Source organism: Sphingopyxis sp. 2PD (genome assembly GCF_005503695.1).
In the GTDB taxonomy this organism is placed as follows: Bacteria; Pseudomonadota; Alphaproteobacteria; order Sphingomonadales; family Sphingomonadaceae; genus Sphingopyxis.
On the sequence record NZ_SCMU01000003.1, the window covers coordinates 1 to 25,317 of the forward strand.

23 protein-coding genes and 1 tRNA gene are annotated in these 25,317 nt (G+C 64.0%); 3 read left to right on the forward strand and 21 right to left on the reverse strand.

The window, feature by feature from the left end:
• Positions 1-41: 41 nt before the first annotated feature.
• Entirely contained in the window at positions 42-1,517 is a 1,476-nt protein-coding gene (locus FFS18_RS03570) for a M20 family peptidase (RefSeq protein ID WP_137869800.1), read from the reverse strand.
• Between the two features lie 135 nt (positions 1,518-1,652).
• Between FFS18_RS03570 and FFS18_RS03575 the strand changes: the two genes are divergently transcribed.
• The gene (locus tag FFS18_RS03575) at positions 1,653-2,021 is read left to right on the forward strand and encodes a hypothetical protein (RefSeq protein ID WP_137869801.1); all 369 of its coding nucleotides are present in this window, start codon (positions 1,653-1,655) and stop codon (positions 2,019-2,021) included.
• 17 nt (positions 2,022-2,038) lie between these two features.
• Here the strand turns inward: FFS18_RS03575 and FFS18_RS03580 are convergent.
• The 3 genes from FFS18_RS03580 to FFS18_RS03590 all read right to left on the reverse strand — a co-directional run bounded on the left by FFS18_RS03580 (position 2,039) and on the right by FFS18_RS03590 (position 4,881).
• Positions 2,039-2,114: transfer RNA gene (locus FFS18_RS03580), tRNA-Ile, on the reverse strand.
• A gap of 69 nt (positions 2,115-2,183) precedes the next feature.
• A complete protein-coding gene (locus FFS18_RS03585; RefSeq protein WP_249340282.1) occupies positions 2,184-3,158 on the reverse strand; it encodes a polysaccharide deacetylase family protein in 975 nt (324 codons plus the stop codon).
• Positions 3,159-3,237: 79 nt separating this feature from the next.
• Positions 3,238-4,881 (reverse strand): histidine kinase dimerization/phospho-acceptor domain-containing protein, encoded by a 1,644-nt coding sequence (locus tag FFS18_RS03590; RefSeq protein WP_137869802.1) that lies wholly within the window; start codon positions 4,879-4,881, stop codon positions 3,238-3,240.
• A 184-nt stretch (positions 4,882-5,065) separates the two neighbouring features.
• Here FFS18_RS03590 and FFS18_RS03595 point away from each other — a divergent pair, with 184 nt between their 5' ends.
• Entirely contained in the window at positions 5,066-5,539 is a 474-nt protein-coding gene (locus FFS18_RS03595; RefSeq protein WP_120216155.1) for an Lrp/AsnC family transcriptional regulator, read from the forward strand.
• Between the two features lie 84 nt (positions 5,540-5,623).
• Here FFS18_RS03595 and FFS18_RS03600 read toward each other — a convergent pair whose 3' ends face one another.
• A complete protein-coding gene (locus tag FFS18_RS03600) occupies positions 5,624-6,922 on the reverse strand; it encodes a tetratricopeptide repeat protein (RefSeq protein WP_120216154.1) in 1,299 nt (432 codons plus the stop codon).
• Between the two features lie 185 nt (positions 6,923-7,107).
• Complete coding sequence (locus FFS18_RS03605; protein ID WP_120216153.1) at positions 7,108-7,404, reverse strand: Hpt domain-containing protein; 297 nt, start codon at positions 7,402-7,404, stop codon at positions 7,108-7,110.
• A 68-nt stretch (positions 7,405-7,472) separates the two neighbouring features.
• Here FFS18_RS03605 and FFS18_RS03610 point away from each other — a divergent pair, with 68 nt between their 5' ends.
• Entirely contained in the window at positions 7,473-9,845 is a 2,373-nt protein-coding gene (locus FFS18_RS03610) for a hypothetical protein (protein ID WP_137869803.1), read from the forward strand.
• 396 nt (positions 9,846-10,241) lie between these two features.
• Here FFS18_RS03610 and FFS18_RS03615 read toward each other — a convergent pair whose 3' ends face one another.
• The 15 genes from FFS18_RS03615 to nuoF are packed head-to-tail and all read right to left on the reverse strand — an operon-like array spanning position 10,242 to position 25,317.
• A complete protein-coding gene (locus FFS18_RS03615) occupies positions 10,242-10,502 on the reverse strand; it encodes a DUF1467 family protein (RefSeq protein ID WP_120216150.1) in 261 nt (86 codons plus the stop codon).
• Between the two features lie 14 nt (positions 10,503-10,516).
• Positions 10,517-12,151 (reverse strand): ribonuclease J, encoded by a 1,635-nt coding sequence (locus tag FFS18_RS03620; protein WP_137869804.1) that lies wholly within the window; start codon positions 12,149-12,151, stop codon positions 10,517-10,519.
• Complete coding sequence (locus FFS18_RS03625) at positions 12,148-12,933, reverse strand: type III pantothenate kinase (RefSeq protein WP_137869805.1); 786 nt, start codon at positions 12,931-12,933, stop codon at positions 12,148-12,150. The genes FFS18_RS03620 and FFS18_RS03625 overlap by 4 nt, the downstream gene beginning before the upstream one ends.
• Positions 12,934-13,737, reverse strand: a complete 804-nt coding sequence (locus FFS18_RS03630; RefSeq protein ID WP_137869806.1) for a biotin--[acetyl-CoA-carboxylase] ligase — start codon at positions 13,735-13,737, stop codon at positions 12,934-12,936.
• A complete protein-coding gene (nuoN, locus tag FFS18_RS03635; protein ID WP_137869807.1) occupies positions 13,659-15,092 on the reverse strand; it encodes an NADH-quinone oxidoreductase subunit NuoN in 1,434 nt (477 codons plus the stop codon). Before nuoN ends, FFS18_RS03630 begins: the two co-directional genes overlap by 79 nt.
• Complete coding sequence (locus tag FFS18_RS03640) at positions 15,089-16,642, reverse strand: NADH-quinone oxidoreductase subunit M (RefSeq protein ID WP_137869808.1); 1,554 nt, start codon at positions 16,640-16,642, stop codon at positions 15,089-15,091. Before FFS18_RS03640 ends, nuoN begins: the two co-directional genes overlap by 4 nt.
• Complete coding sequence (nuoL, locus tag FFS18_RS03645) at positions 16,639-18,702, reverse strand: NADH-quinone oxidoreductase subunit L (protein WP_120216144.1); 2,064 nt, start codon at positions 18,700-18,702, stop codon at positions 16,639-16,641. Before nuoL ends, FFS18_RS03640 begins: the two co-directional genes overlap by 4 nt.
• 4 nt (positions 18,703-18,706) lie before the next feature.
• On the reverse strand, positions 18,707-19,012 hold the full coding sequence (nuoK, locus tag FFS18_RS03650) for an NADH-quinone oxidoreductase subunit NuoK (RefSeq protein ID WP_058456728.1): 306 nt from the start codon (positions 19,010-19,012) through the stop codon (positions 18,707-18,709).
• Positions 19,009-19,620 carry an NADH-quinone oxidoreductase subunit J gene (locus FFS18_RS03655; protein WP_137869809.1) on the reverse strand — a complete coding sequence of 204 codons (612 nt, stop codon included), beginning with the start codon at positions 19,618-19,620 and terminating at the stop codon, positions 19,009-19,011. Before FFS18_RS03655 ends, nuoK begins: the two co-directional genes overlap by 4 nt.
• A gap of 12 nt (positions 19,621-19,632) precedes the next feature.
• Complete coding sequence (gene nuoI, locus FFS18_RS03660) at positions 19,633-20,121, reverse strand: NADH-quinone oxidoreductase subunit NuoI (RefSeq protein WP_137869810.1); 489 nt, start codon at positions 20,119-20,121, stop codon at positions 19,633-19,635.
• A complete protein-coding gene (gene nuoH / locus FFS18_RS03665) occupies positions 20,118-21,161 on the reverse strand; it encodes an NADH-quinone oxidoreductase subunit NuoH (RefSeq protein ID WP_137869811.1) in 1,044 nt (347 codons plus the stop codon). The genes nuoI and nuoH overlap by 4 nt, the downstream gene beginning before the upstream one ends.
• Positions 21,158-21,298 (reverse strand): hypothetical protein, encoded by a 141-nt coding sequence (locus FFS18_RS17385; RefSeq protein ID WP_171005221.1) that lies wholly within the window; start codon positions 21,296-21,298, stop codon positions 21,158-21,160. Before FFS18_RS17385 ends, nuoH begins: the two co-directional genes overlap by 4 nt.
• Positions 21,295-23,307, reverse strand: coding sequence for an NADH-quinone oxidoreductase subunit NuoG (gene nuoG, locus FFS18_RS03670; protein WP_137869812.1), 2,013 nt, complete (start codon positions 23,305-23,307; stop codon positions 21,295-21,297). The genes FFS18_RS17385 and nuoG overlap by 4 nt, the downstream gene beginning before the upstream one ends.
• On the reverse strand, positions 23,300-24,118 hold the full coding sequence (locus FFS18_RS03675; RefSeq protein WP_137869813.1) for a hypothetical protein: 819 nt from the start codon (positions 24,116-24,118) through the stop codon (positions 23,300-23,302). Before FFS18_RS03675 ends, nuoG begins: the two co-directional genes overlap by 8 nt.
• Positions 24,028-25,317 (reverse strand): NADH-quinone oxidoreductase subunit NuoF, encoded by a 1,290-nt coding sequence (gene nuoF, locus FFS18_RS03680; protein WP_137869814.1) that lies wholly within the window; start codon positions 25,315-25,317, stop codon positions 24,028-24,030. Before nuoF ends, FFS18_RS03675 begins: the two co-directional genes overlap by 91 nt.

Consider the following 25,317-nt stretch of genomic DNA (forward strand, 5'->3'; position numbering starts at 1 on the left):
GTCTCCCCGACCACTGCGCCCCAAAAATGAGCCCGCCCCGGCTACCCCGCCGACGTTGCGATCAGCCGCGCGTAAAAATCGATCATGCGCTTGAAGCTGTCGATCTTCATATGTTCGTTGGTGCCATGGATCATCGCCGTTTCTTTCAGCGAAAAATGCATCGGCATAAATCGGTACACATCGTCCGAAACCGGCTCCATGCTGCGGCTGTCGGTGCCGCCGACGACCAGGATCGGTGACAATACTGCATTGGGCGCATCGGCCCGCGCCGTCGCCGCGATCCATTTCCAGCCTTGCGAGCTGGTCGACGACACCCGCGACGGTTCGCGCGGCGGTTTTACCCACGCCAGTTTGACCGGCAAATCGCCGACAGCGCCCTTCGCGCGGGCGATGATATCGCCTGATCGGTTCCACGGCGCGATGCGATAGTTGATCAGCGCGTTCGCCGTCTGCGGCAGGACGTTTTCCTTTGGACTTCCCTCCAGCATCGTCGGCGCAATCGTCGTGTGAAATGCCGCCGCGGTCGATGGCGTCGCGGCGACTTCGCCTTTCAGGATCGGGCCGAACAGCCACTGGTTCGCCACCGCCATTTTGGTGGTCCCGCCCTTTTTCGCGGCGAGCGTTTCGAGCATCGCGGCGCCCGGTCCCTGGATGCTCAAAGGAAATGGCTTGTCCGTGATCGCGGTGATCGCCCGCGCCAGCGTCCCGACGCCAGTTTCGGCGGGCGGCATCGAACTGTGGCCGCCCGGTGCGTCGGCGGTGACTTTCAGCGTCGCATAGCCTTTCTCGGCGATCCCGATCATGATCGCCGGGCCGTTGATCACGGGCGTGTCGGTCAGCACGACGCTGCCTTCATCGAGCGTGAAGATCGCCCTCACCCCGTCGGCCTTCAGCTGCGCCGCGGCCGCGGCCGCGCCGGATCCACCGACCTCCTCGTCATGCCCCGACACCAGATAAATGCCCCGCTTGGGCCGAAATCCCTGCCCGCTCAGCGCTTCGAGTGCCTCGAACAGCGCGACCAGCGAGCCCTTGTCGTCGACCGTGCCGCGCCCCCACACCGCCTGTTCGGCGATCGTCCCGGCGAAGGGGGGATATTTCCAGTCGCCCTCAGTCCCTTCGGTGACCGGCACCACGTCCTGATGCGCCATCAGGATGATCGGTGCCAGCGCCGGATCGCTGCCCGGCCAATGGTAGATCAGCGTGCGGTTAGGCAGGATCGTGCGCGCCATCGCGCGGTGCGCGGCGGGATAGGTCGCGGCAAGCCAGGCGTGCAACCGGTCCCATTCGGCCGTCTCGTCGTCGGCGGGATCCTGGTGCGAGATCGTGCGGATCTGTGCCGCTGCGCTCAGGTTCGCAACCGCGGCTTCCAGCTCATAAGGCGGCACCGCCGCTAACCGGACATCACTGCCATCGGCGATGTCTTTCGGCGCAAAGCTGGCAGTGCGTAGCGCCACCGTTCCCGCTACCACCGCAATGATCGCCAGACCACCGATCAATATTACACGCCGCTTCCCCATATCGCCCTCCTGCTCCCGCGCCAATGGACCGTTATCGGTTTCGATTTGCAAGCATTATGCATGCCTCCCGCGGGTTCAGTGCACATTCATCACCGCAGCGCGATTTCTGCTTCACCCCTGCGATCGAGGCCGCCCATGCGATTGTCTGTCGTCCTTGCCGTCCTGCTGGTGCCGACCGCGGCACAGGCGCAGTTTGTCCCGCGAACGCCGCCGCCGAGCGACCGGATGCCGGGAATATCCGATATGGGGACGGCAGCCCAGCGATCGACCGTCGATCATGATCTTCGCGAAACCCGCGCGCGGATCCGCGATGGGCGCGATGCCGGGCAATTGTCGAAGCGCGAAGCCCGCGCGCTGCGCCGTGAGGCCGGGCAAATATCGACGCTTGCCGATCGTTACGGGCGCGACGGCCTGTCCGATTCCGAACGGCGCGAACTGGAGATGCGGGCGCAGGTATTGCGCGACCTGACCGCCGCGCAGCGGCTCCGGCCCAAGGCGCCCTAGCGCGTCAAATCGGGGAGTGGTGGGCCCGGCAGGACTCGAACCCGCAACCTAGCCGTTATGAGCGGCCAGCTCTAACCATTGAGCTACAGGCCCCCCGTCGAAACCCGGTAGGGGATGCGCGGGCGATAGCGGAGCGCGCGCCATATTGGCAAGCACCAAGGCTCAGCCGGGCGCCCTGCGCGCCGCCATGGCCATGATGTCCGCCGCGGTCGTCGCCTCGACGCCGCGCCGCGCCAGATGATCCAGCACGACATCCCACCACTGGTAGAACAGGTCGAGATCGGCCTGGCTGCGGACATAGGGGGTATTCCCCGGTTGCAGCGACGGCGAATGGAAGGAGAAGTTGAGAACGGGCACGCGCAGGTCCACCGCGATATCGATCGCCTTGCAGGCCCGGTCGGCGGGAATGCCTTCCGGCGTCAGCGCAATGCGTTCGACGATCCCCAGGCGCGCGAGCGCCGCCCCGGCGTGGGTTCCGTTACGCGCGACGCGGTGATAGACCGGCTCACCCGCCCTCCCCAGCAGCCCGCCAAACACCGTGGTCACGGGCACCTCAAGCACCGCTCCGGCTGCGGTGCGCATCCACCAGGGATGCAGCGGGGCATTGCGGTAATCGGGACCATGGCCGAAACGATAATCGAAGCCCGACCGCACCGACGTGTCGCAACGAAAGCCAAGTTCGGCCAGCATCGCGGCGGTTTCCTCGCCAAGCCCATAGCGCCCCGCGCGATAAACCGTCGGCATCATCGCGAAACGATCGCGGATCGCATCGCGCAGCGCGATCATCTTTGCCCGTTGCAAATCGCGCGGCAGATTGCCGGTATAGCTGTTGCGCGCGCTGACTTCCTCGTCGTGGGGCGGGGTCACCCAGGGATGCAGCTGCGCGCCGATTTCGCACGCGCCGTCGGCTCGCGCCGCGCCCAGAATATCGACGGCGCGATCATCGGCGACGACCGGCCAATCCACCAGATAGATGGGTTTTACCTTCGCACTGGCGAAGTAGCGCTGGCAATCGGCGAGCGCGGGGATCGACGAAAGGCCATAGCCGGTGCGGGCAAAAGGCGCCTCCCAATCGAAATCCTCTTCGGTATCGATCGTGACCCAGAAACGCGGCCGTTCGTCCGCTGCGAGTTCCACCAGGTCGGATGGCGCAGGCTCAGCAAAGAAATTGCCCGCAGGCTGCACCACGCTCCCCCTTGCTTCCAGACCGTTCGGGCTATTCGCCCTGCTGGGCCTCCAGTCCGGCTTCGGTCTTCGAGTTGGCGGAGCGCAGGTGCAAGGTCAAGGCGTTATGCCCGATGTCGAGCCGTCCGCCCGCAGCGCGGGCCAGGCTATCGACGAGGCGGAGCGAAAAGCCGAGGCTGAGCACCGCCGCCCCCGGGGCTTCGCCTTCGGGGCTGAAGCCCGGATCGAGCAGGTCAGATGCGGTCGCGAAGCGAATCGATGCCGGACGAACGATCCGTAGCTGGAGCATATCGTCGTGCGGCGTCTCGGTGACGAGCTGGCCGACAAGAATTGTACCCGTTTCGGATACATCTATCAGCGCGGTCAGCAGGCGGCCGACCATTCGCCGTGCGTTGGCATCATTGGCGAGCCCCATGAAGGGGCCACCAACCCGCGAGATGCTGAGGTCCACATGCTGTTCGGCTAGCAGCGGGGCAAGGTCGCTTTCCACCTGCGTCACAACGGTGCCCATATCGACGACTTCGTCCGGGGACGGGTCGATCGCGGTCGCAACATTGCTGCGCGCCGCGGTTTCCAGATCATCGATGATCGTTTGCACCGACAGCGCGTCGGCGACGATCGTGTCGGCCATGGTACGATAACCTTGGCTGACCGGCCCGAACATCTGTCCTGCGACGATCTGGGCAAAACCCGAAATCGCGTTGAGCGGGCTGCGCAGCTCGTGGATCAGCTGGCGAATCGAATCGCCCGAATCTTCGCCAACGGGCCGACCATAGGGCGTTTCGTTGCGGTTGGGACGGCGCGCGCTGCCGCGATAGCCGCGAAACTGCCCGGTCGCCGGATCGAACCACGGCAGCGCCGAAAAGCGCCACTCGCCGCCGTCGGCAGGCGTACCTTCGAGCATCATCCGCGCATTGAGGATTTCGGCGCGCTGGCGAAATGCCCCCGCAGCCACTCCATCCGTTCCCGGTTCGCCGCCAAACGCCGCCTCGGCGATCGACAGGCCGATCACCGCGCCGCGGGTGACGCCGTCGACCCAATGGATCACCCCATCGGGGCCGGTTTCGAACAGGAAGGCCGAACGCTGCTGTTGCGGAGCCGCGGCGGTCGCGGGCTGGCCGCGGGTCGACTGATATTTGTCGATTCGCCGCACAAGTTCGCTGATCTGGCTGGTTCCGCTGCCAATCGCCGCATCGGGCGCGGCGTGCAGCGCCACCACCGGCGCGGGGGCGGCTTCGACCGATACCGCCGGTTGCGGCAAGGCTACCGCGGCGCTGCCGAGGCTGGCCAGGGCGCGATAAACGCCGCGCGGCAAATCGCTCCGCCCCGCCAGCACCGATCGCGCCATCGCGCTGGTCGCGGGCAGCATCGCCAGCCAATCCGCCTCGGGCAGCTGAGCGCTGCTGAGCATGATCGCGGCAACCGCCGCGACATCATTGGCATAGAGCGCAACCAGCGGCGCAAATCGGCCCCGTTTCGCGATCGCCCGCGCGCAATCGCGGCGTACCGCCTCCGGGACACGCGGCCGCAAAACCGCGAGCGCATGCAGGCTGCGACGAATATCGTCATCACCCAGTTGATTGCCGCGCTGCGCCAGAATATCGGACAGTTGCCGCCACGCCGCGATGCTCGCGCGCGTGTCCGAAGGCGCTTGGCGCAGGATGGTCGCGATCATCGAGTCAGCCATCACGCGAACCGAACCCCACAGCTTCTATCGTTGGTTACCCTACGCTTACCGGCTAGCGTGAATCCCTTGGTCATGAAAGTGCCTTAACCGGGCTCGTCACATTGTGGGACAATTGCAATCGCCTGAAATAATATTATGGTCACCGCAGTTTTGGAAAGCGGATGTTTCAACGATGGCGAGTCAGAAATTCGATCAAATCGACCTTCAGATATTGGGTGAGCTGCAAAAAAATGGCCGGATGACGAACGTCGAACTGGCGCAAATGGTTGGGCTCACCGCGCCGCCGTGCCTGCGCCGGGTTCGTGCCCTGGAGGAATCGGGGGTCATCCGGTCCTATCATGCCGATCTAGACGCGGCGAAGCTGGGTTATGGCATCACCGTGTTCGCGATGGTCAGCCTGCGCAGCCAGGCCGAAGCCGATTTGAAAGCCTTCGAGGATTACATCGGCGGCCTTGCCGAAGTGCGCGAATGCTACATGCTCAACGGTGAAATCGATTTTCTGCTGAAAGTCGTCGCGCGCGATTTGCAGAGTTTCCAGTCGTTCCTGACCGCGCATCTGACCTCGGCCCCCAATGTCACCAGCGTCAAGACGTCGCTGACCATCCGCACCGCGAAGCAGTTGGCGGGCATTCCGGTCGACTCGTGACCGTTATCGACGCCTGACCGCGCATCAAAAAGGGCGCCGCTCCCATCGGAACGGCGCCCTTTTTTTATGTCGTGAAGCCGCGCCTCAGCTCGCAGGCGTGGCCGCCGGAGCCGCAGCAGGCGCTGCGCCAGCCTTGGCACGCACGGTCCACAGCTGCGCCAACCGCTGGCGATTGCCCTGCACCTTCGCGAAACTCGCCACCGCCGCATCGCTCTGCCCGGCGAGCGCCTGCGCCACGCCCAGGCGATACTGGATGACCGCATCGGTCGGGCTGGCCGCCAGCGCGGCCTGATACAGCGGAATCGCCTTTGCGGCGTCGCCATTACCGACCAGCGCGTCGGCGGTCGCACGCGCCGCCTTCGGGTTGCTCAGCGTGGCGGGCTTGGTCGCATCCGCCGCAACCGCCGCGGCGTCAGCCGTGGCGCGCGGGGTCTGCGATTCGAGGATGCCGCCGAAATGCGCGTCAGTCTTGGGAATGGCGCCGCTGTTCTGGCCATGCTTGATCAGCGCGACAACCTCGCCCGGATAACCCGCTTCGGTCGCCAAGCCCGCATATTCCAGATATTCGGGGCGCTGGGTCATCGAATTGGTCGCGCGCATCAAGCGCAGGATGTCGAGGTTGAGCTCCTTGTCACCGCCCGACTGCTGCAACAGGATGTACAGCGTGTTGCGCCACGTCGCCGGGGTCGGATAATCCTGAACGCGCATCGTCAGCACGTCGAGCATCTCGTTGGTCCGGTTGGCTTTCTGAAAAGCCTGCGCGGGGCGCACGAACAGCTCTTCAGACGGCTTTGTGCCGGCTGCCCGCGCGCTGGCGATCCCGGCCTGTGCAATTTCCCAGCCCTTGTCGATCTGACCGGCATTCAGATAGCTGTCCATCAGCATCGGTGCCAGCGCGGCTTCGGTCGAGCCCGCGGCCTTTGCCGCTTCCAGCCGCTGAATCGCCTTGGTGTAGTTTTTCGCGCCATAGGCGAAGTTGCCCGAATAGAAATTATAGACGCCGATGTTCTCCGCCGGGGTCAGCCCCGACTCGAGCATCACGTCCAGCCCCTGCCCCTGCAACGCCTGGTCCTTGCCCAGGATGCCAAGCTGGAGCTGGTAAAAGCCGACGAGGTATTTGTCATCGGGGGTCGATGCGCTGGCCTGCGCCTCGGTCAGCGCCGCCTGCAGCGCTGCGGCATCCTTGGCCGAGTTGGCGTCGGTCATCTTCTTGAGCGCAGGCGCAAAACCCTTGCTTGCGGTCAGCTGCTTGCCCTTCGCAGCTTCTTCCTTTTTCGGCTTTTCCTTCTTCTGAGCGGCAGCCGGGGTAGCGGTCGCCATCAGCGCGCAGCCCAGCACGGCAGCCATGGCCGTCGCGGGCATCGAGCGGAAACGGGTGAACATCGAAATCTCTCCTCAGAATCGGCCGGCTCGCCCAACGAAAACAGGCAACGCAAACAGGGTTCCGGCGCGCGTTCATAACGCGGCTAAACCCGTCGCGTTGCCAAGGCAAGACGGCCCGTACCGATATTATTTGGAAGAAAGCGGCTGAACGGCGATTGAACCCCGCCCAGTCCGCGACCCGTCGCTCAGCCGAGCTCGTCGATCGCCGCGTTGATCTGGCGCAGCACCAGCGGGTCGCCGGGCGCGCCGGCCATCGCCTGCTCGGCAAGTTCGATCAGCGAGATGATGCCAAAGGTCGCCGCCAGCCCTTTCAGGCGGAGCGCCGCAACCTCCCAATTGGCGTCGCAGCGGGCACGGCGCATCAGGTCGGCGAGGTCGCGCGCGCTGCTGGCAAAGGCCGTGCGCAGGTCCATCGCGATCGCCGGATCGTCACCGATCGCGGCGCTCAGGTAACGGTCAAGGGGGCCACTATCGAACGACATTCCACAGGGTAGGCAGCTTGTAGTTAAGTTTCCGTTTCAAGACGGTCATTTGATGCTAAGATGGCGGGATGACGGGGGACAAGAAAATCGTCGGATTGTGGCGGGATTCCGCCAAAATCCAGGAAGCCGACAGCGCCGCGCAGGCCGATGCCGCGCCGCCGGAAACGGTGCCCGCGCCCGAAGCGGCTGCCCCGATCGAACGCGAATGGCTCGACATGTCGGTGCTTGATGCAGACGGCGATCTTGGCGACTCCGCTGACGATACGGCGCAGCAGGCTTCGGCGTGGCGCGACCGAGTTGCCCCTGCCCTGCTTGTTCTGCTGGCGATTGGCTGGACGGGATTCACGCTGGCCGTCGCGACCGACAATTTTGCGCGCACACCGGTGTTTGCCTCCTTACCGACGCTGATCGCGACGATCGCCATGCCGCTGACCCTGCTCGCGGTGCTGTGGATGGTGCTGCTGCGGTCGGGTCGTTCGGAACAGGCGCGTTTCGCGCGCGTCGCTGCCGCACTGCGCGAGGAAAATCTGGCGCTCAATCAATCGATGCACTCGCTCGGCCTGCATCTGGCTGATGCCCAGAAACAGCTCGGCGAACAGGCGAAGATCGTCCAGCAAATCGGCCTCGACACCGTGATGCGGCTGGGCGAAAGCAGCGACAAGCTGGCCAGCAACGCGTCGGTGATTGCCAATGCACATGATCAGCTCGCGCGTTCGGGTGATGTCGCCTTGCAGCGGATGGACGGGCTGCTCGCTGGCCTGCCGCGGATCGACGATGTGGCGCAGCGGCTCGCGGTCAATTTCCGCGAAGCGGGCCTCGTCGCGCATCAACAGGGCGCGAGCCTCGAGGCCAAGCTCGCCGAACTTGGCGAAGCAGCCGCAAGAACCGCCCAAACCGGCGAAAGCGCGACCGCCAGCGTCCTGGAAGCGATCGTCGCGCTCCAAGAACAGAGCAAGGAGACCGAAACCGGCCTGCTCGCTGCCTCCACCCAGGTCAGCAGCGCGCACGACGCCGCGCTCGCGCGGATCACCAGCGCCGGCGCTACCGCGCGCGACGACATGGCATCGACCGTCGCCACGATCACCGCGCAGATCGACGAAAGCTGGCGCCGGTTCCGCGATGGTGTCGATGCAGCCGCCGCGCAAATGGATGCCAAGCTCGTTGCCGCGCGCGATGCGGGCGATGCGATGGGCGCGCAATTGTCCGCCCACGCCGATGCCAGCGACGCGCTTGCGATGCGGATCACCGCGCATGTCGCCGAAGTCGCGCAGCAGCTCGACGTGCTCGATGTCAGCGTGACGGCCAGCACCGGGGTCATCGGTCGCTCGATCGACGACACCAAGACCCAGCTCAGCGCCTTCATGCAGGAAGTGCAAAGCGGCAATGCGTCGGCGCATCAGCTGATCACGCACGCCGAATCACTGCTGCTGGCGCTCGACGCGGTGACCCGCGAACTCGACGAAACGCTGCCGCATGCGCTCGACCGCATGGCATCGCACGGCAAGGCAACGCAAACCGCGCTGGCGCAATTGCGCCCGATGCTCGAGGCGTCCGAACTTGTCGCGCAATCGACGATGTCGCACGTCAATGCGGTGCAGGCGACGCTCAAGTCGAACGAGGAACAGATGGCCGGGCATGCGACCAGCCAGCAGGCGCTCGTCGACCGGATCAACGGATCGCTCGCCGACGCCGAGGCCGCGCTGGCGAAACTGCGCGACGGCGCCGATGAATTTGCCGAACAGGGCGGCGCGCGGATGATCGCAACGCTGGGCGAGGTGCGCGCCACCGCCGATTCAGCGGCCGAGGAGGCGCGTGAGACGCTCGAAAAGCTGGTGTCGGGCGCACGCGAAGCGATGCAGGCCACCGCGACCGAGGCGATCGACGCGGCGTTCAAGAACGAAATCATGGCCCAGCTGACCGCAATCGAAGAAGCCTCCGCACGCGCGGTGGCGGCGGCGAACGGCGCCGCCGACCGCCTGATGCGCCAGCTCATCACGATCATGGACACCAGCGCCAGCGTCGAACAGCGTGTCGCCGAGGCCGAACAGGCAATCGCCACATCGGGCCGCGATTCGCTTGCCAAACAGGTCGGGCTACTCACCGAAGCGCTGAAATCGACCGCGATCGACGTCACCAAGATCCTGTCGACCGAAGTCAGCGACACCGCCTGGGACGCGTATCTGAAGGGCGACCGCGGCGTGTTCGCGCGGCGCGCGGTCAAGCTGATCGAAAACAGCGAGGCCAAGGAAATCCTGCGGCTTTACCAGAATGACGACGGCTTCCACGCGTCGGTAAACCAGTTCATCCATGATTTCGAAGCGATGCTCCGCCTGCTGATCGGTGCGCGCGACGGATCGGCGATCAGCGTGACCTTGCTGTCGTCGGATATTGGCAAGCTGTACGTGGCGCTGGCGCAGGCGATCGACCGCTTGCGGAACTAGGCGGCAGGGGCGTTAACAGGTCGGCGCGGCGTTTCGACCGGAAGCTGGCCTACATTCTCGTCATCCCGGACTTGATCCGGGATCCATCCGCCCTCTCAGCATAGCGCGGTGCGAGGCCGCATGGACCCCGGATCAAGTCCGGGGTGACGACGACCTGAGAGCAGCTCACCACCCCCAAGCAGACGAAGCCTTCAAAATAAGTCTTTCCTACATTTTCGGGCTGTGCCAGCCTTCATTCGGCTCTTTCATCTGGTAGGCAAATAGCGGTCACGGCTCGGTTTGCGGGTGCGGCTACGGCGATGCGTGTATGACGCGTCCGACACGCCGAGACGCCCAAATAGGCGAATGCAATGGACTGAACTTTCCTGAACTTTGGGATTGTTAATCCCCCGTGGGTCAGGCCCGTCCGCTCACCACGTCGGGATCGACCCAGCCGTTCACATAAGCGACGTAGTAGATGACGAAGCCGACCGTCGCGACGATCGTCATCTGGAGCAAGATACGCGCAGGCCGAAACACCGCGGGCGCGCCGCGGTCCTGTCCCTTGACTAGCGGCGCTTCGTCGTCGCTCGCCTTGCGGCCGTGGAAGGGCAACACAAAAAAGGCGCTGAGCGCGAGGAAGAGCAGATAGATAGCGAGCGCCGAGGTCCATTTCATCGCTTTACGTCCATTCAGAGCTGCACGAGCATGACATCGACGACCGGCTTTTTGCCCGTCCAGTCGGTCGCGACACGGCGCACGCTCAGCCGGATCGCTTCGCGCATTTTTTCCTGTTCCTTGGCGGGGGCCAGTGCCGCCTGTTCGGCCGCTTCGCGCATTTCGTCGATGAACGCCTCGCGTTCATCCTCGACCGGGACGCCGCGATAGCTCACCGCAACATCGGCGAAGCGCTTGCCGGTAAAGATCACCGCGACGGTGACATGCCCGTGCAGCGCCAGCTTGCGGCGCTCGTTGATCGTCTCGCCATCGGCGGGCAATATAACGTCGCCGTCGAGGATCAAACGTCCGGCGCGAACGCGCTCGAGGATTTTGGCCGGGCCGGGCGCCAGCCGCACCAGATCGCCATTTTCCTGGATCAGCGCATCGGGAACGCCCGTTTCCAAAGCAAAGCGCGCCTGTTCGTGCATGTGGCGGATCTCGCCATGCACCGGCACCACCAGCTTCGGGCGCAGCCAGCCATAAAGCGCCGCCAGTTCGGGCTGTCCCGGGTGGCCGCTGACGTGGATATGTGCCTGCTTTTCGGTAACGGTCAGGATGTCCTTGGCCGCGAGCTGGTTCATGATCCGTCCGATCGCGACCTCGTTGCCCGGGATCTGCTTCGACGAAAAGACGACCGTGTCACCGGGTGCGAGCTTGATCTGGTGGCTGTCCGCCGCCATGCGCGCGAGCGCGGCGCGCGGTTCGCCCTGCCCGCCCGTCGCAATCACCATCACCTTTTCGCGCGGCAGGCGCATCGCCTCGTCGAAATCGACCGTCGGCGGGAAGTCTTTCAGATAACCGACCGAGCGTGCGACACCCAATATGCGGTCGAGTGAGCGCCCGGCGACGCACAGGGTGCGCCCCGTAGCGCTCGCGACGCGCCCCAGCGTTTTGAGGCGCGCCGCGTTTGAGGCAAAGGTCGTAACGATAACCCGGCCCTTGGCATTGCCCACCGCAGTGAGCAACCCGTCGTACAGGTCGCCCTCGCTGCCCGAAGCTTCGGGATTGAACGCGTTGGTCGAATCGCCGACCAGGAAATCCACGCCCTCGTCGCCGATCGCGGTCAACGCCGCGGCGCTCGACGGGGTCCCGAGCACCGGATCGGCATCGAGTTTCCAGTCGCCGGTGTGGAACACCCGGCCATAAGGCGTGTCGATCACCGCCGCGCTCATCTCCAAGATCGAGTGCGCCAGCGGCATCAGGCGGATGCCGAACGGACCCAGCTGGAAATGCGCGTCGATGTCGACGGTCTTGATCTTGACGTCCTTCTCCAGCCCCTCTTCCGCCAGCTTGTTGGCGATCAGCCCGGCGGTGAAGCGGTTGGCGTACAGCGGCACGCCAAGGTCGGCGGCAAGGTACGGCAAGGCGCCAATATGATCCTCGTGCCCGTGGGTCAGGACGATCCCGAGCAGATCCTTCTTGCGATCCTCGATGAATTCCAGATCGGGCATGATGATGTCGATGCCGGGATAATCATGGGTGCCAAAGGTCACGCCGAGGTCGAGCATGATCCATTTGCCGTCGCAACCATAAAGATTGGCGTTCATGCCAATCTCGCCCGACCCGCCCAATGCGAGGAAAAGCAGCTCCTTACCCGGAGTCGTCATGTCGTTGGCTTTCGTTGATGATAGAGGTGCATCAACCCGTTCAGCGTCAGATCGGGTTCGATGCGGTCGAACAGATGCCCCTGTTCCTGAAACAATGTCGCGAGGCCGCCGGTGGCGATGACCGTTAGTGGCTTGCCGATCTCGGCCTTCATCCGTGCGATCAGGCCTTCCATCATGGACACATAGCCCCAATAGACGCCGATCAGCATCTGGCTTTCAGTCGTGCGGCCGATGACGCTCGTCGTCGCGGGCGCCTCGATCGCGATGCGCGGCAGTTTCGCGGCGGCGGCGACCAGCGCTTCCAGCGACAGGTTGACCCCGGGCGCGATGATGCCGCCCAGATAGGCGCCGTCGGGACCGATATGGTCGAGCGTCGTTGCGGTGCCAAAGCTGATGACGAGCTTGTCCTTGCCCGGTTCGACCGCCTGCGCCGCGATCGCGTTGACCGCGCGGTCGGCGCCGACCGAGCGCGGCTCGTCGACCTTCAATGCGATACCCCAGGTAACCGGCTCGCGGCCCGCGACGAAGGCATCGACGCCGAAATATTTGACCGCGAGCAGCTGTAAATTGTGGAGCGCGCGCGGCACGACGGTCGAAATGATGACCGCATCGACCTGGCAGCGATCATGCCCCTCGATGCGCAACAGCTGATCGAGCCACACCATATACTCGTCGGCGGTGCGGCGGTCGTCGGTCGCGATGCGCCAACGCGCGAGCAACGCGGCGCCATCGAACAGCGCGAATTTGGCATTGGTGTTGCCGACATCGATCGCGAGCAGCATCTATCTTTCTTCCTCGACCGGGCGACGCAGTTCGACGTCGCCAGCGTGCACCAGCATGGTCTCGCCGCCCGTCACGCGCAAGCGCAGCGCGCCATCTTCGGCAAGCCCGTCGAAGGTCCCGTCGATGCGCTGTTCGGACACATGGAGCGGCGTGCCGAGCGGATGCGCGAGCGGCAGCCACGCCCGAACGATGCTTGCCACACCCTCCTGCCGCCAGGTCCACAGCGCGTCGATCATCGCGATGCCCAGCGCCCCGGCAAAATGGTCGCGATCGAGCGACACGCCCTTCCCCGCCAGCGTCGCGGTCGCCCGATCGGCCAGATCGGGCGCGGCGACGAGGTTGACGCCGATCCCGATGACGACCGAATTGCAGGTGCGTTCCATCAATATGCCCGCGCATTTGGCGCCATCGACGAGCAGGTCGTTCGGCCATTTGAGCTGCGCACCGATGTCCGGCGCCAGTGCGGCGACGGTCTTTGCAAGCGCCACCCCGGCGACGAGCGCCAGCGTCGCCGCCGACGGATCACCGATCGTCAGATGGACGACGGTCGAGCCCATGAAATTGCCCTGCCCGTCGTTCCAGCCGCGCCCGAGGCGCCCGCGCCCCGCGGTCTGGCGGTCGGCGACGAGCCAATGCCCCTCGCCGACATGCTCGCCGCTCGCCAGCCGCGCCAGCAGGTCGGCGTTGGTCGAACCTGTCTGCGCTATCCGCTCGATGGGCGGTATCAGAACAGCACCGCAGCAGCGCTGGCCGAAAGGACCGCCAGCACGGGGATGAAGAGATAGCCGATGACCGAGAGCCACAGCGCACTCGCGGTGATCACCGCATCCTCGACGATCGCGCCGCCGCCTGCCGGAATCTCGGTGTCCGACTTGTCGTCGAAATACATCATCTTGATGATCGCGATATAGTAGAAGGCGCCGATCACCGAAGCGACGATGCCTGCGACCGCGAGCGGGACGAGGTTCGCGTTCACCGCGGCCTCGAACACCAGATATTTCGGCCAGAAACCGAACAGCGGCGGGATGCCGGCGAGGCTGAACATGAACACCGCCATCGCCGCGGCGAGGCCGGGGCGGCGCTGCGACAGCCCGGCGAGCGCGGGGATGCTCTCGATCTGGTTACCCTCGGCGTCGCGCAGCTGGAGCACGACGAGGAAGGCGCCGAGCGTCGTCACGACATAGACGAGCAGATAGGTGAGCACGCCCTCGACCCCCTGCTGCGTTCCCGCGGCGAGGCCGATGAGCATGAAGCCGACATTGTTGATCGACGAGTAAGCGAGCAGTCGCTTGATGTTCTTCTGTCCGATCGCACCGACCGCGCCGAGGATGATCGAGGCGAGTGCGAGGAAGATGATGATCTGTTGCCAAGCGCCGACCGCAGGCCCCATCGCGTCGATCACGACGCGCGTCATCAGCGCCACCGCCGCGACTTTCGGAGCGCTCGCGAAGAAGGTCGTCACCGGGGTCGGTGCGCCTTCATAGACGTCGGGGGTCCACATGTGGAACGGCACCGCGCTGACCTTGAAACCAAGGCCCGCGAGCACGAACACGATGCCGAAGATCAGCCCGATGTTGAGTTCGCCGCCCATCGATTTTGCGATGCCCGCAAAATCGGTGGTGCCGGTGAAGCCGTAGAGCAGCGAAATACCATAGAGCAGCATGCCCGACGCGAGCGCGCCGAGGACGAAATATTTGAGCCCGGCTTCGGTCGACCGTTCGTCGGTGCGCATGAAGCTGGCGAGCACATAGGCCGCGAGGCTGTTGAGTTCGAGCCCGACATAGAGCGTCATCAGGTCGCGCGCCGACGCCATGATGCCCATGCCGAGCGCCGCAAAGACGATCAGCGTCGGATATTCAGCGCGCATGCCGCCGCTGAAAAAGCGCGGCGCGATCAGGATGCAGACAAAGCTCGCAGTATAGATCAGCAGCTTGGCGAAACCGCCGAAGCCATCGACCGAAAGCGTGCCTGAAAAGACGGTCGTTTCGACGCCGAACAATGCGACCACGGCGGCCGCAGCGGCGGCGAGCGTGAGCAGCGCGCTGAGCTGGTAGATGCCAACCTGGCGATCGCCGAGGAAGGTCCCGAGCATCAGCGTGATAAGCCCGCCGATCGTCAGGATCAGTTCGGGCCAGATGAGCGCGAGATCGGCGGTCATTTTGCGCCTCCCGCATGCGCGGAGCCGTGGGCGGTTTCACCCTGCGCCGCGGCGGGCTTGGGCTTCCCGGCGGCAAGATGTGCATCGCCCGCGGGCTTCGCCGGCGCTAGGCGCGCAACGACGGTCGTCACGTCGCCGCGCATTGGTGCGAGGAAGCTTTCGGGATAGACGCCCATCCACAGCGCCACGGCGGCCAGCGGCACCATGATCGTCCATTCGCGTGCGTTGAGATCGGGCATCGCCTTCACATCGTCCTTGGTCAGTTCGCCGAACACGACGCGGCGGTAGAGATAAAGCATGTAAGCGGCGCCGAGGATGATGCCGGTGGTGCATACGAACGCCACGACGCTCGACGCTTCGTAGATGCCGAGCAGGCTCAGGAATTCGCCGACGAATCCACTGGTCCCCGGCAGGCCGATCGACGCCATGGTGAACAGCATGAAGAACAGCGCATAGGCGGGCATGTTTACCGCGAGCCCGCCGTAACGATCGATCTCGCGCGTGTGGAGCCGGTCGTAGATTACGCCGACGCAGAAGAAGAGCGCGGCCGAGACGACACCGTGGCTGAGCATGATGATCAGCGCGCCCTCGATACCCTGCTGGTTGAACGCGAACAGGCCCGCAGTGACGATCGCCATATGCGCGACCGACGAATAGGCGATCAGCTTCTTCATGTCGCTTTGCACCAGCGCGACGAGGCTGGTGTACACCACCGCCACCATCGACAGGCCAAAGACGAGCCACATCAGCTGCGCCGAGGCGTCGGGGAACATCGGCATCATGAAGCGCAGGAAGCCGTAGGCGCCGAGTTTCAGCAGCACGCCCGCGAGGATCATCGAACCCGCGGTCGGCGCCTGCACATGCGCGTCGGGAAGCCAGGTGTGGACGGGCCACATCGGCATTTTGACCGCAAGGCTGGCGAAGAAGGCAAGCCACAGCCACGTCTGCATCCCCGCCGGGAAGTCGTAATTCAGCAGCGTCGGAATGTCGGTCGTGCCCGCTTCGGCGATCATGACGATCATCGCGATCAGCATCAGCACCGACCCGAGCAGCGTGTAGAGGAAGAATTTGAACGCCGCATATTTGCGGTTCGCGCCGCCCCAGATGCCGATGATGAAATACATCGGGATGAGGCCGGCTTCGAAGAAGATGTAAAAAAGCAGCAGATCCTGCGCCATGAAGACGCCGATCATGACGACTTCCATGATCAGGAACATCGCCATGTAGAGCCCGACACGGCTCTTGATCGCGTCCCAACTGGCGAGGATGCAGAGCGGCATCAGGAAAACACTGAGCATGATCAGCATCAGCGCCATGCCGTCGATGCCGAGCGCCCACTGGAAACGCCCGAACAGGTCGGCGCGTTCGGTGAACTGCCACTGCGCGCCGCCAATGTCGAAGTTCGCCCAGAGGATGCAGCCGAGGACGAAGGTCGCGAGCGTCGCGCCGAGTGCAACGAAGCGCGACATCTTGTCGCCCACGAACAGGCAGGCGATGGCGCCGACCAGCGGAACCGCCAGCATCAGCGAAAGGATGGGGAAGCCGCTCACAGGAAATTCACCATGGCCCAGCTGGCGAGGCCGACAAGACCGAGCAGCATCACAAACGCATATCCATAAACATAACCCGATTGCAGCCGGACCGCGAGACGGGTCCCCCCAGCGACGAGCGCGGCGGCGCCATCGGGACCGAAGCGGTCGATGGTGCCTTCGTCACCCTTCTTCCAGAAGAAGCGGCCGATCCAGAAGGCGGGCTTCACGAAGAGGACGTTGTAGAGCTCGTCGAAATACCATTTATTGTACAGGAACTGGTGGAGCAGCTTGAACTGCGCCACGAAGCGCGCGGGCAGCGTGGTGTTGCGGATATAGCTGTTCCACGCGAGGAACAGACCGATCGCCATCACCGTGAACGGCGTCCACTTCACCCAAGTGTCCACCTGATGCGAATGGTGCATCAGCTCGGCATCATAGGCGAGCATGCTGCCGTTCCAGAAGGCCAAACCCTGTTCGGGGTAGATGAACTGATATTTGAACGCATAGCCCGCAAACACCGCGCCGATCGACAGCAGCACCAGCGGGATCAGCATCGAGACCGGGCTTTCATGCGGGTGGTAACCCGCGGTGCCGTCGCCCGAAGCGCCATGATGCGCATCATGGTGGTGATGATCGCCCTGCGCGGCGTGCGCATGATCGTCATGGCCGTGACCATGGTCGTCGTGCACCGCGTGCTGGATATGCTCGCTCTGTTCCCAGCGCGGCTTGCCATAGAAGGTCAGGAAGACAAGGCGCCACGAATAGAAGCTCGTCAGCAGCGCGGCGAAGATGCCGACCCAGAAGGCGATTACGCCGCCGCCGCCTGCGGCAAAGGCTGCTTCGAGAATGCCGTCCTTCGAGTGGAAGCCCGCGAAGCCCGCGACACCCGCGATGCCGACGCCGGTGATCGCCAGCGTCCCCATCATCATCGCCCAGAAGGTAATCGGGATGTGTTTCCGCAGCCCGCCATAATAGCGCATGTCCTGTTCGTGGTGCATCGCATGGATGACCGAGCCCGCACCGAGGAACAGCAGCGCCTTGAAAAAGGCGTGGGTGAACAGGTGGAACATCGCCGCGCCATAGGCGCCGACGCCCGCGGCGAAGAACATATAGCCGAGCTGCGAACAGGTCGAATAGGCGATGACGCGCTTGATGTCCCACTGCGTCGTGCCGACGGTCGCGGCGAACAGGCAGGTCGCAGCGCCGACAAAGGTCACGACACCAAGCGCGACTTCGCTCGTTTCGAACATCGGCGACAGGCGGCACACCATGAACACGCCCGCGGTGACCATCGTCGCGGCGTGGATCAGCGCCGACACCGGGGTCGGGCCTTCCATCGCGTCGGGCAGCCAGGTGTGGAGGCCAAGCTGCGCCGACTTGCCCATCGCGCCGATGAACAAGAGCAGGCAGAGGATCGTCATCGTGTCGAGGCGCATCCCCATGAAGGTGATCGTCGAGCCCGCCATGCCCGGCGCCGCGGCAAGGATCTCGGGGATCGAGACGGTACCGAAGACGAGGAAGGTGCCAAAGATGCCGAGCATAAAGCCAAGGTCGCCGACGCGGTTGACGACGAACGCCTTGATCGCCGCGGCATTGGCACTCGGCTTCTTGTACCAGAAACCGATGAGCAGATACGACGCGAGACCCACGCCTTCCCAGCCGAAGAACATCTGGACGAGGTTGTTCGCGGTCACGAGCATCAGCATCGCAAAGGTGAACAGCGACAGATAGGCGAAGAAGCGCGGCTGGTCCGGGTCTTCCTCCATATAGCCCCAGCTATAGAGGTGGACGAGCGCCGATACCGTCGTGATCACGACGAGCATCACTGCGGTCAGCGTATCGACGCGCAGCTCCCAGTTGAACTGAAGCGCGCCCGAGCTGACCCAGTGCAGCACGGTGACAACTTCGGCCTCGCCGCTGCCCATCACGAACGACAGGAAGATCGGCCAGCTGAGCGCACAGCTGGTGAACAGCGCGCCCGTCGTCAGGATTTTCGACGCGGTGGTGCCGATGACGCGCTGGCCGAGGCCTGCGATAAGCGCCGCCAAGAGCGGCAGGAATACGATCGCCTGGATCACCGGTTCACCCCTTCATCCGGTTGGCATCGTCGACGGCAATGGTGCCGCGGCCGCGGAAATAGATAACGAGAATGGCAAGACCGATCGCGGCCTCACCCGCGGCGACGGTCAGCACGAACATCGAGAAAACCTGCCCGACAAGATCGTTCAGCGCCGCGCTGAACGCGACGAGATTGATGTTCACCGCGAGCAGGATGAGCTCGATCGCCATCAGGATGACGATGATATTCTTGCGGTTGATGAAGATGCCGAGCACGCCGAGCGTGAAGAGCACCGCCGAAACGGCGAGATAATGGCCGACCGAAATCACAATTTCATCCCCTGCCCGACGCCCGGATCGACGAGGCGCGTTGCGTCCTCGGGGCGGCGCCGGTTCTGCGCCGAAATATTCTGGGTACGCACCCCGCCACGCTGGCGATGCGTCAGCACGATCGCGCCGATCATCGCGACCAGCAGGACGATGCCCGCCGCTTCGAACAGGAAGATATATTTCGTGTAGAGCAGTTCGCCGATCTGCTGGATATTGCTCTTGTCGCTTACGACCGGCGCAGCGCGCGCCGCGAGGTCAACCCCGCCCGCGCTCCATGCGCCGACCGCAAAAACGAGCCCGGCGGCCAGGATGATCGCCACCAGCGCGCCGAGCGGCAGATAGCGCACGAAACCGGCACGCAATTCGGCGAAATCGATGTCGAGCATCATCACGACGAACAGGAACAGCACCGCGACCGCGCCGACATAAACGATGACAAGCAGCATCGCGATGAATTCAGCACCCGCGAGCAACATCAGCCCCGCCGCGTTGAAGAAAGCGAGGATCAGCCACATGACGCTGTGGACGGGGTTGCGCGCGAAAATCACCATCGCCGCAGAGGCGATGACGATGGTCGCGAACAGGTAAAAGGCGATAAGCTGGATCATGTGCGCGCGCCCTTATCGATAGGGCGCGTCAGCGGCAAGATTCGCCGCAATCGCGCGTTCCCATTTGTCGCCGTTGGCGAGCAGCTTGGCCTTGTCATAAAGCAGTTCCTCGCGCGTTTCGGTCGCGAATTCGAAGTTCGGCCCCTCGACGATCGCATCGACCGGACACGCTTCCTGACAGAAGCCGCAATAGATGCACTTGGTCATGTCGATGTCGTAGCGCGTCGTGCGGCGCGAGCCGTCGTCGCGCGGTTCGGCCTCGATCGTGATCGCCTGCGCCGGGCACACCGCTTCGCACAACTTGCACGCGATGCAGCGTTCCTCGCCGTTCGGATAACGGCGCAGCGCATGTTCGCCGCGGAAGCGCGGCGACAGCGGGTTCTTCTCGAACGGATAGTTGATCGTCGCCTTCGGCTTGAAGAAATATTTGAGCGTGAGGGCGTGCGCCTTCACAAACTCCCACAAGGTGAAGCTTTTGATGAGGTGGGCGATGGTGCTCATGAATACCTCGTCAGCATCAGATAGCCGGAGATCAGGAAGATCCACAGAAGCGAAATCGGCAGGAAGACTTTCCAGCCCAGCCGCATCAGCTGGTCATAGCGGTAGCGCGGCACGGTCGCCTTGACCCAACTGAAGACGAAGAAGAAGAACAGGATCTTCGCGAACAGCCAGATGATGCCGGGGACGGCATAGAGCGGCGCCCAGTCGATCGGGGGCAGCCAGCCGCCCCAGAACAGCACGGCGTTGAGCGTGCACATCAGGAGGACGTTGGCATATTCGCCGAGCCAGAAGAGCGCGAAGCTCATCGACGAATATTCGGTCTGGTAACCTGCGACGAGCTCGCTTTCCGCTTCGGTCAGGTCGAACGGCGCGCGCGCGGTTTCGGCCAGCGCCGAAATCAGGAACATCACCGCGAGCGGGAAGAGCAGCAGGTTGAAGCCGAAGGCGTTGACGATGCCGAGCCCATGGCCCTGCTGCGCCTTGACGATCTCGTTCATGTTGAAGCTGTCGGCGAACAGCACAACGCCGATCAGGATGAAGCCGATCGAGACTTCGTAGCTGATCATCTGCGCCGAGGCGCGCATCGCCGAGAAGAACGGATATTTCGAGTTCGACGCCCAGCCCGACAGGATCACGCCATAAACGCCGAGCGACGAGATCGCGAGGATGTAGAGCAATCCGACGTTGATGTCGGCGAGCACCGCGCCCGAATTGAACGGGATCACCGCCCACGCGAGCAGCGCCACGGTGAAGGTGATGATCGGCGCGATCAGGAACAGGCCGCGGTTGGCGGACGTGGGTATGATCGTTTCCTGCAGGAACACTTTCAACCCGTCGGCGAACGATTGCAGCAATCCGAAGGGGCCGACGACGTTCGGGCCGCGGCGCAGCGCGATGGCCGCCCAGATCTTGCGGTCGGCATAGATGATCATCGCAACCGCGAGCATCAGCGGCAGCGCGATGAGCAGGATGCCGCAAATCGTCGCGACGCCCCACGCCCAGTTCGGGTCCATGCCCCAGGAGATGAAGGTCTCGGTCATTTTCCGGCCCCGTCCTGGTTGCGCCAGCCGTTATGCGGGCCGGGCTTGTCCGACTTGCCCTTGGGATTAAAGCCGCGCCAGACGGCATAGCCCATACTGACGAACAGCATCGACGCGATGGCATGCACCGGGGTCATTCCGCGGCCTCCGCAAAATCAACGCCATGCACCAGCTCTTCCGAGCAGCGCTGCATCGTCGGCGACGCGCGGCAGATGGCGTTGGTGAGGTAGAAATCCTTGATCGGCGACGGGATCGCGCGTGCTTCGGGCTTGCCGTCGAGCTTCGGAACGCTCCACCCGTAATCGACCAACCCTTCGACACCGAGCGCCGGAACCGCTGCGATCATCGCGGCGCGGCACTGGTCAAAACTGTCGAAACCGACGGTCACGCCAAGCGCGTCGGCGAGCGCGCGGAAAATGCTCCAATCCTCGCGCGCGTCGCCCGGCGCGAACACCGCCTTGTCGCTGCGCTGGACGCGGCCCTCGGTGTTGACCGTGGTGAAATCCTTTTCGCTCCACGCCGCCGCAGGCAGGATGACGTCGGCCGCGTGCGCACCCTTGTCGCCATGATGGCCGACATAGACCTTCAGCGTCTTGGCAAAGCCGGTGAAATCGACCTCATCGGCGCCGAGGAAGAAGGCAAGCTTCGGCTTGGCGGCAACGATATCCTTGATCCCGCCGGGCTGCGCATAGCCGAGCATCAGCCCGCCCATGCGGCTCGCCGCCATATGGACGACGCTGAAGCCGTTCCAGCCGTCTTTGACCGCGTTTACCGACTTGGCGAGTGCGAGAGCCGCGCCATGCACGCCGGGCACCGTAAGGCCGCCGCCGCCAAGGATGATGAGCGGGCGCTCGGCACCCTTCAGCGCATCGAGCGCCGTCGCGGGCAGCTTGCCGACCAGCGAGGCATCGTCGCCCAGCCAGCTGACCTTGTACGTCTGGTCCTTCTCGGGCCCGATCGCAAAGACCTTCGCGCCCTTCTTCCACACCGCCTTGCGGACACGCGTGTTGATCAGCGGCGCTTCCCAGCGGAGGTTGGTGCCAACGAGCAGGATCACGTCGGCATTCTCGGCCTTGGCGATTCCGGTGTTGAAATTGACCGCCGACAAGCTGGTGACATCATAGTCGAGACCGGTCTGACGGCCTTCGAGCAGGTCGGAACCGAGCGCGTTCACCAGCGCCTTTGCGGCAAACATCGTCTCGCAATCGACGAGGTCGCCCGCGATCGCCGCGACCGACTTGCCAGCCTTCACCGCCTTGATCGCGTCAAAGGCTTCGGCCCAGCTCGCTTCGACCAGCTGGCCGTCCTTGCGCACATATGGACGGTCGAGGCGGCGGCGCGTCAGGCCGTCGACATGGTGGCGCGTCTTGTCGCTCGCCCATTCCTCGTTCACATCGTCGTTGACGCGCGGCAGCACGCGCAGCACCTGACGGCCCCGCGCATCGATCCGCACATTAGTGCCGACCGCGTCCATCATGTCGATGCCGAGCGTCTTGGTGAGTTCCCACGGCCGCGCTTCGAACGCATAGGGCTTCGAGGTCAGCGCGCCGACCGGACACAGGTCGACGACATTGCCCGACAGCTCGCTCGCGACCGCGCGTTCCAGATACGACGTGATCTGCATATTCTCGCCGCGATAGATCGCGCCGATGTCTTCCACGCCCGCGACTTCCTCCGCAAAGCGGACGCAGCGCGTGCACTGGATGCAGCGGGTCATCACCGTCTTGACGATCGGACCCATATATTTCTCAGTAACCGCGCGCTTATTCTCGTCATAGCGCGTCGCGCCGCGGCCGTAGGCGACCGACTGGTCCTGCAGATCGCATTCGCCGCCCTGGTCGCAGATCGGGCAGTCGAGCGGGTGGTTGATGAGCAGGAACTCCATCACCCCTTCGCGCGCCTTCTTGACCATCGGGCTATCGGTCTTGATGACCTGCCCCTCAGCAGTCGGCAACGCGCACGAGGCCTGCGGCTTCGGCGGACCTGGCGACACTTCGACGAGGCACATGCGGCAATTGCCGGCGATCGACAGACGCTCATGGTAGCAGAAGCGCGGAATTTCCTTCCCCGCCAGCTCGCAAGCCTGCAAAACGGTCGCGCCCTGCGGGACGTCGAGTTCTACGCCATCTACGGTGACCTTAGGCATCGGCAGAGCTTTCAGATGAATTGCTGGCTTCGCGCAGGCGATATAGCCCCTCGGCGAGCGCGCCACGGAGGATTCCCCGTCCGAAGCTTACGCTCTGCCCCGGAGGCATGCAGGCCTGTAAATTCGGCAGAACCGCTGTCAGCGCTGCATTTTCTTCGGCGGTATAGATATCGGACATCACCAGATTGTGGCTTTCGGCGGGGGCGATCCGCGCAACGCAATCGCCGAATTGCCGCAAAGACAATATCGTATTCGGGACCGTCCCTGACGCGAATTCTTTCGCATAATCGCGCACCGGCAAATCCTTGAGCGCCAGGGTGGGCGCATCGTGATAGGCCTTGCGATAAAGGGCACCCAGCAGCTCGTAGCGAAAGAGAAACGGCGTGAACGCCAGCTTCGACGCAAATTGCGTCTGACCAACTTTCGGCAGGCAACCGGGCTCGGTGACCTTGTCGCCGAATTTTCCGGCGTCTTCTGATTGCGGATCTATCGCAATGAATTCCAGCGCCAGACGGCGCGCGCGCGCGCTGTCGATGACGCAATCGGCAAAGGATTTCATGATGATTTCGCGCTGCTTGGCGGCGTTATCGGCGACCAGCGGTACGTTGGGCGCATCCGGCGCGTGCAGGTGCGATCCCTGCTGGGCGACGGCAGGCGCCGACGGCTGCAACGCAACCATCGCGGCACAGGCAAGGCCCGCCGATCGGAACGACGTCAGCTTCACTCGGCCGCCTCCAACACGCCGCCATTGTCGCGGATGCGGCGTTCGATTTCGGGGCGGAAATGCTTTATCAGGCCCTGGATCGGCCAAGCCGCCGCGTCGCCGAGCGCGCAGATGGTGTGGCCTTCGACCTGCTTGGTCACGTCATACAGCGTATCGATTTCGCCGATGTCGGCGTCGCCGGTGCGCAGGCGCTCCATGACGCGCCACATCCAGCCGGTGCCTTCGCGGCACGGGGTGCACTGGCCGCAGCTTTCATGCTTGTAGAAATAGCTGATGCGGCTGATCGCCTGAACGACGTCGGTCGATTTATCCATCACGATCGCGGCGGCGGTGCCGAGGCCCGATCCGACAGCCTTCAGCCCGTCAAAATCCATCGGGCAGTCCATGATTTCAGCTGCCGGAACCAGCGGCACCGACGAGCCGCCGGGGATGACCGCGAGCAGATTGTCCCAGCCGCCGCGAATGCCGCCGCAATGCTTGTCGATCAGCTCGCGGAACGGGATGCTCATCTCTTCCTCGACGACGCACGGCGTGTTCACATGGCCGCTGATCTGGAAAAGCTTGGTACCCTTGTTATTCTCACGCCCGAAGGACGAGAACCATGATGCGCCGCGGCGCAGGATCGTCGGGACGACCGCGATGCTCTCGACATTGTTGACTGTCGTCGGACAGCCATAAAGGCCCGCGCCCGCCGGGAAGGGCGGCTTCAGGCGCGGCTGGCCCTTTTTGCCTTCCAGGCTTTCGATCATCGCGGTTTCTTCGCCGCAGATATACGCACCGGCGCCGCGATGGACGAAAACGTCGAAGTCATAGCCCGACTTCGCCGCATTCTTGCCGAGCAGCCCGGCGTCATACGCCTCCTGCACCGCGGCAAAAAGCGTCTCGGCCTCGCGGATGAACTCGCCGCGGATATAGATGTAGGCGGCACGCGCACGCATCGCGAAGCCGGCGATCAGCGCACCTTCGATCAGCTTGTGCGGATCGTGGCGGATGATTTCGCGGTCCTTGCACGAACCCGGTTCGGATTCGTCGGCATTGATGACGAGGAAGCTCGGGCGGTCGGCGCGCGGCTCCTTCGGCATGAAGCTCCACTTGAGCCCGGTCGGAAAACCCGCGCCGCCGCGACCGCGCAGCCCCGACGCCTTGATCTCCTCGATGATCGCGTCCTGGCCGCGCTTCATCAGGTCTTTGGTCTTGTCCCAATCGCCGCGCGCCTGCGCGGATTTGAGGTTCCACGGCTGGAAGCCATAGAGATTGGTGAAGATGCGGTCCTTATCGGCGAGCAT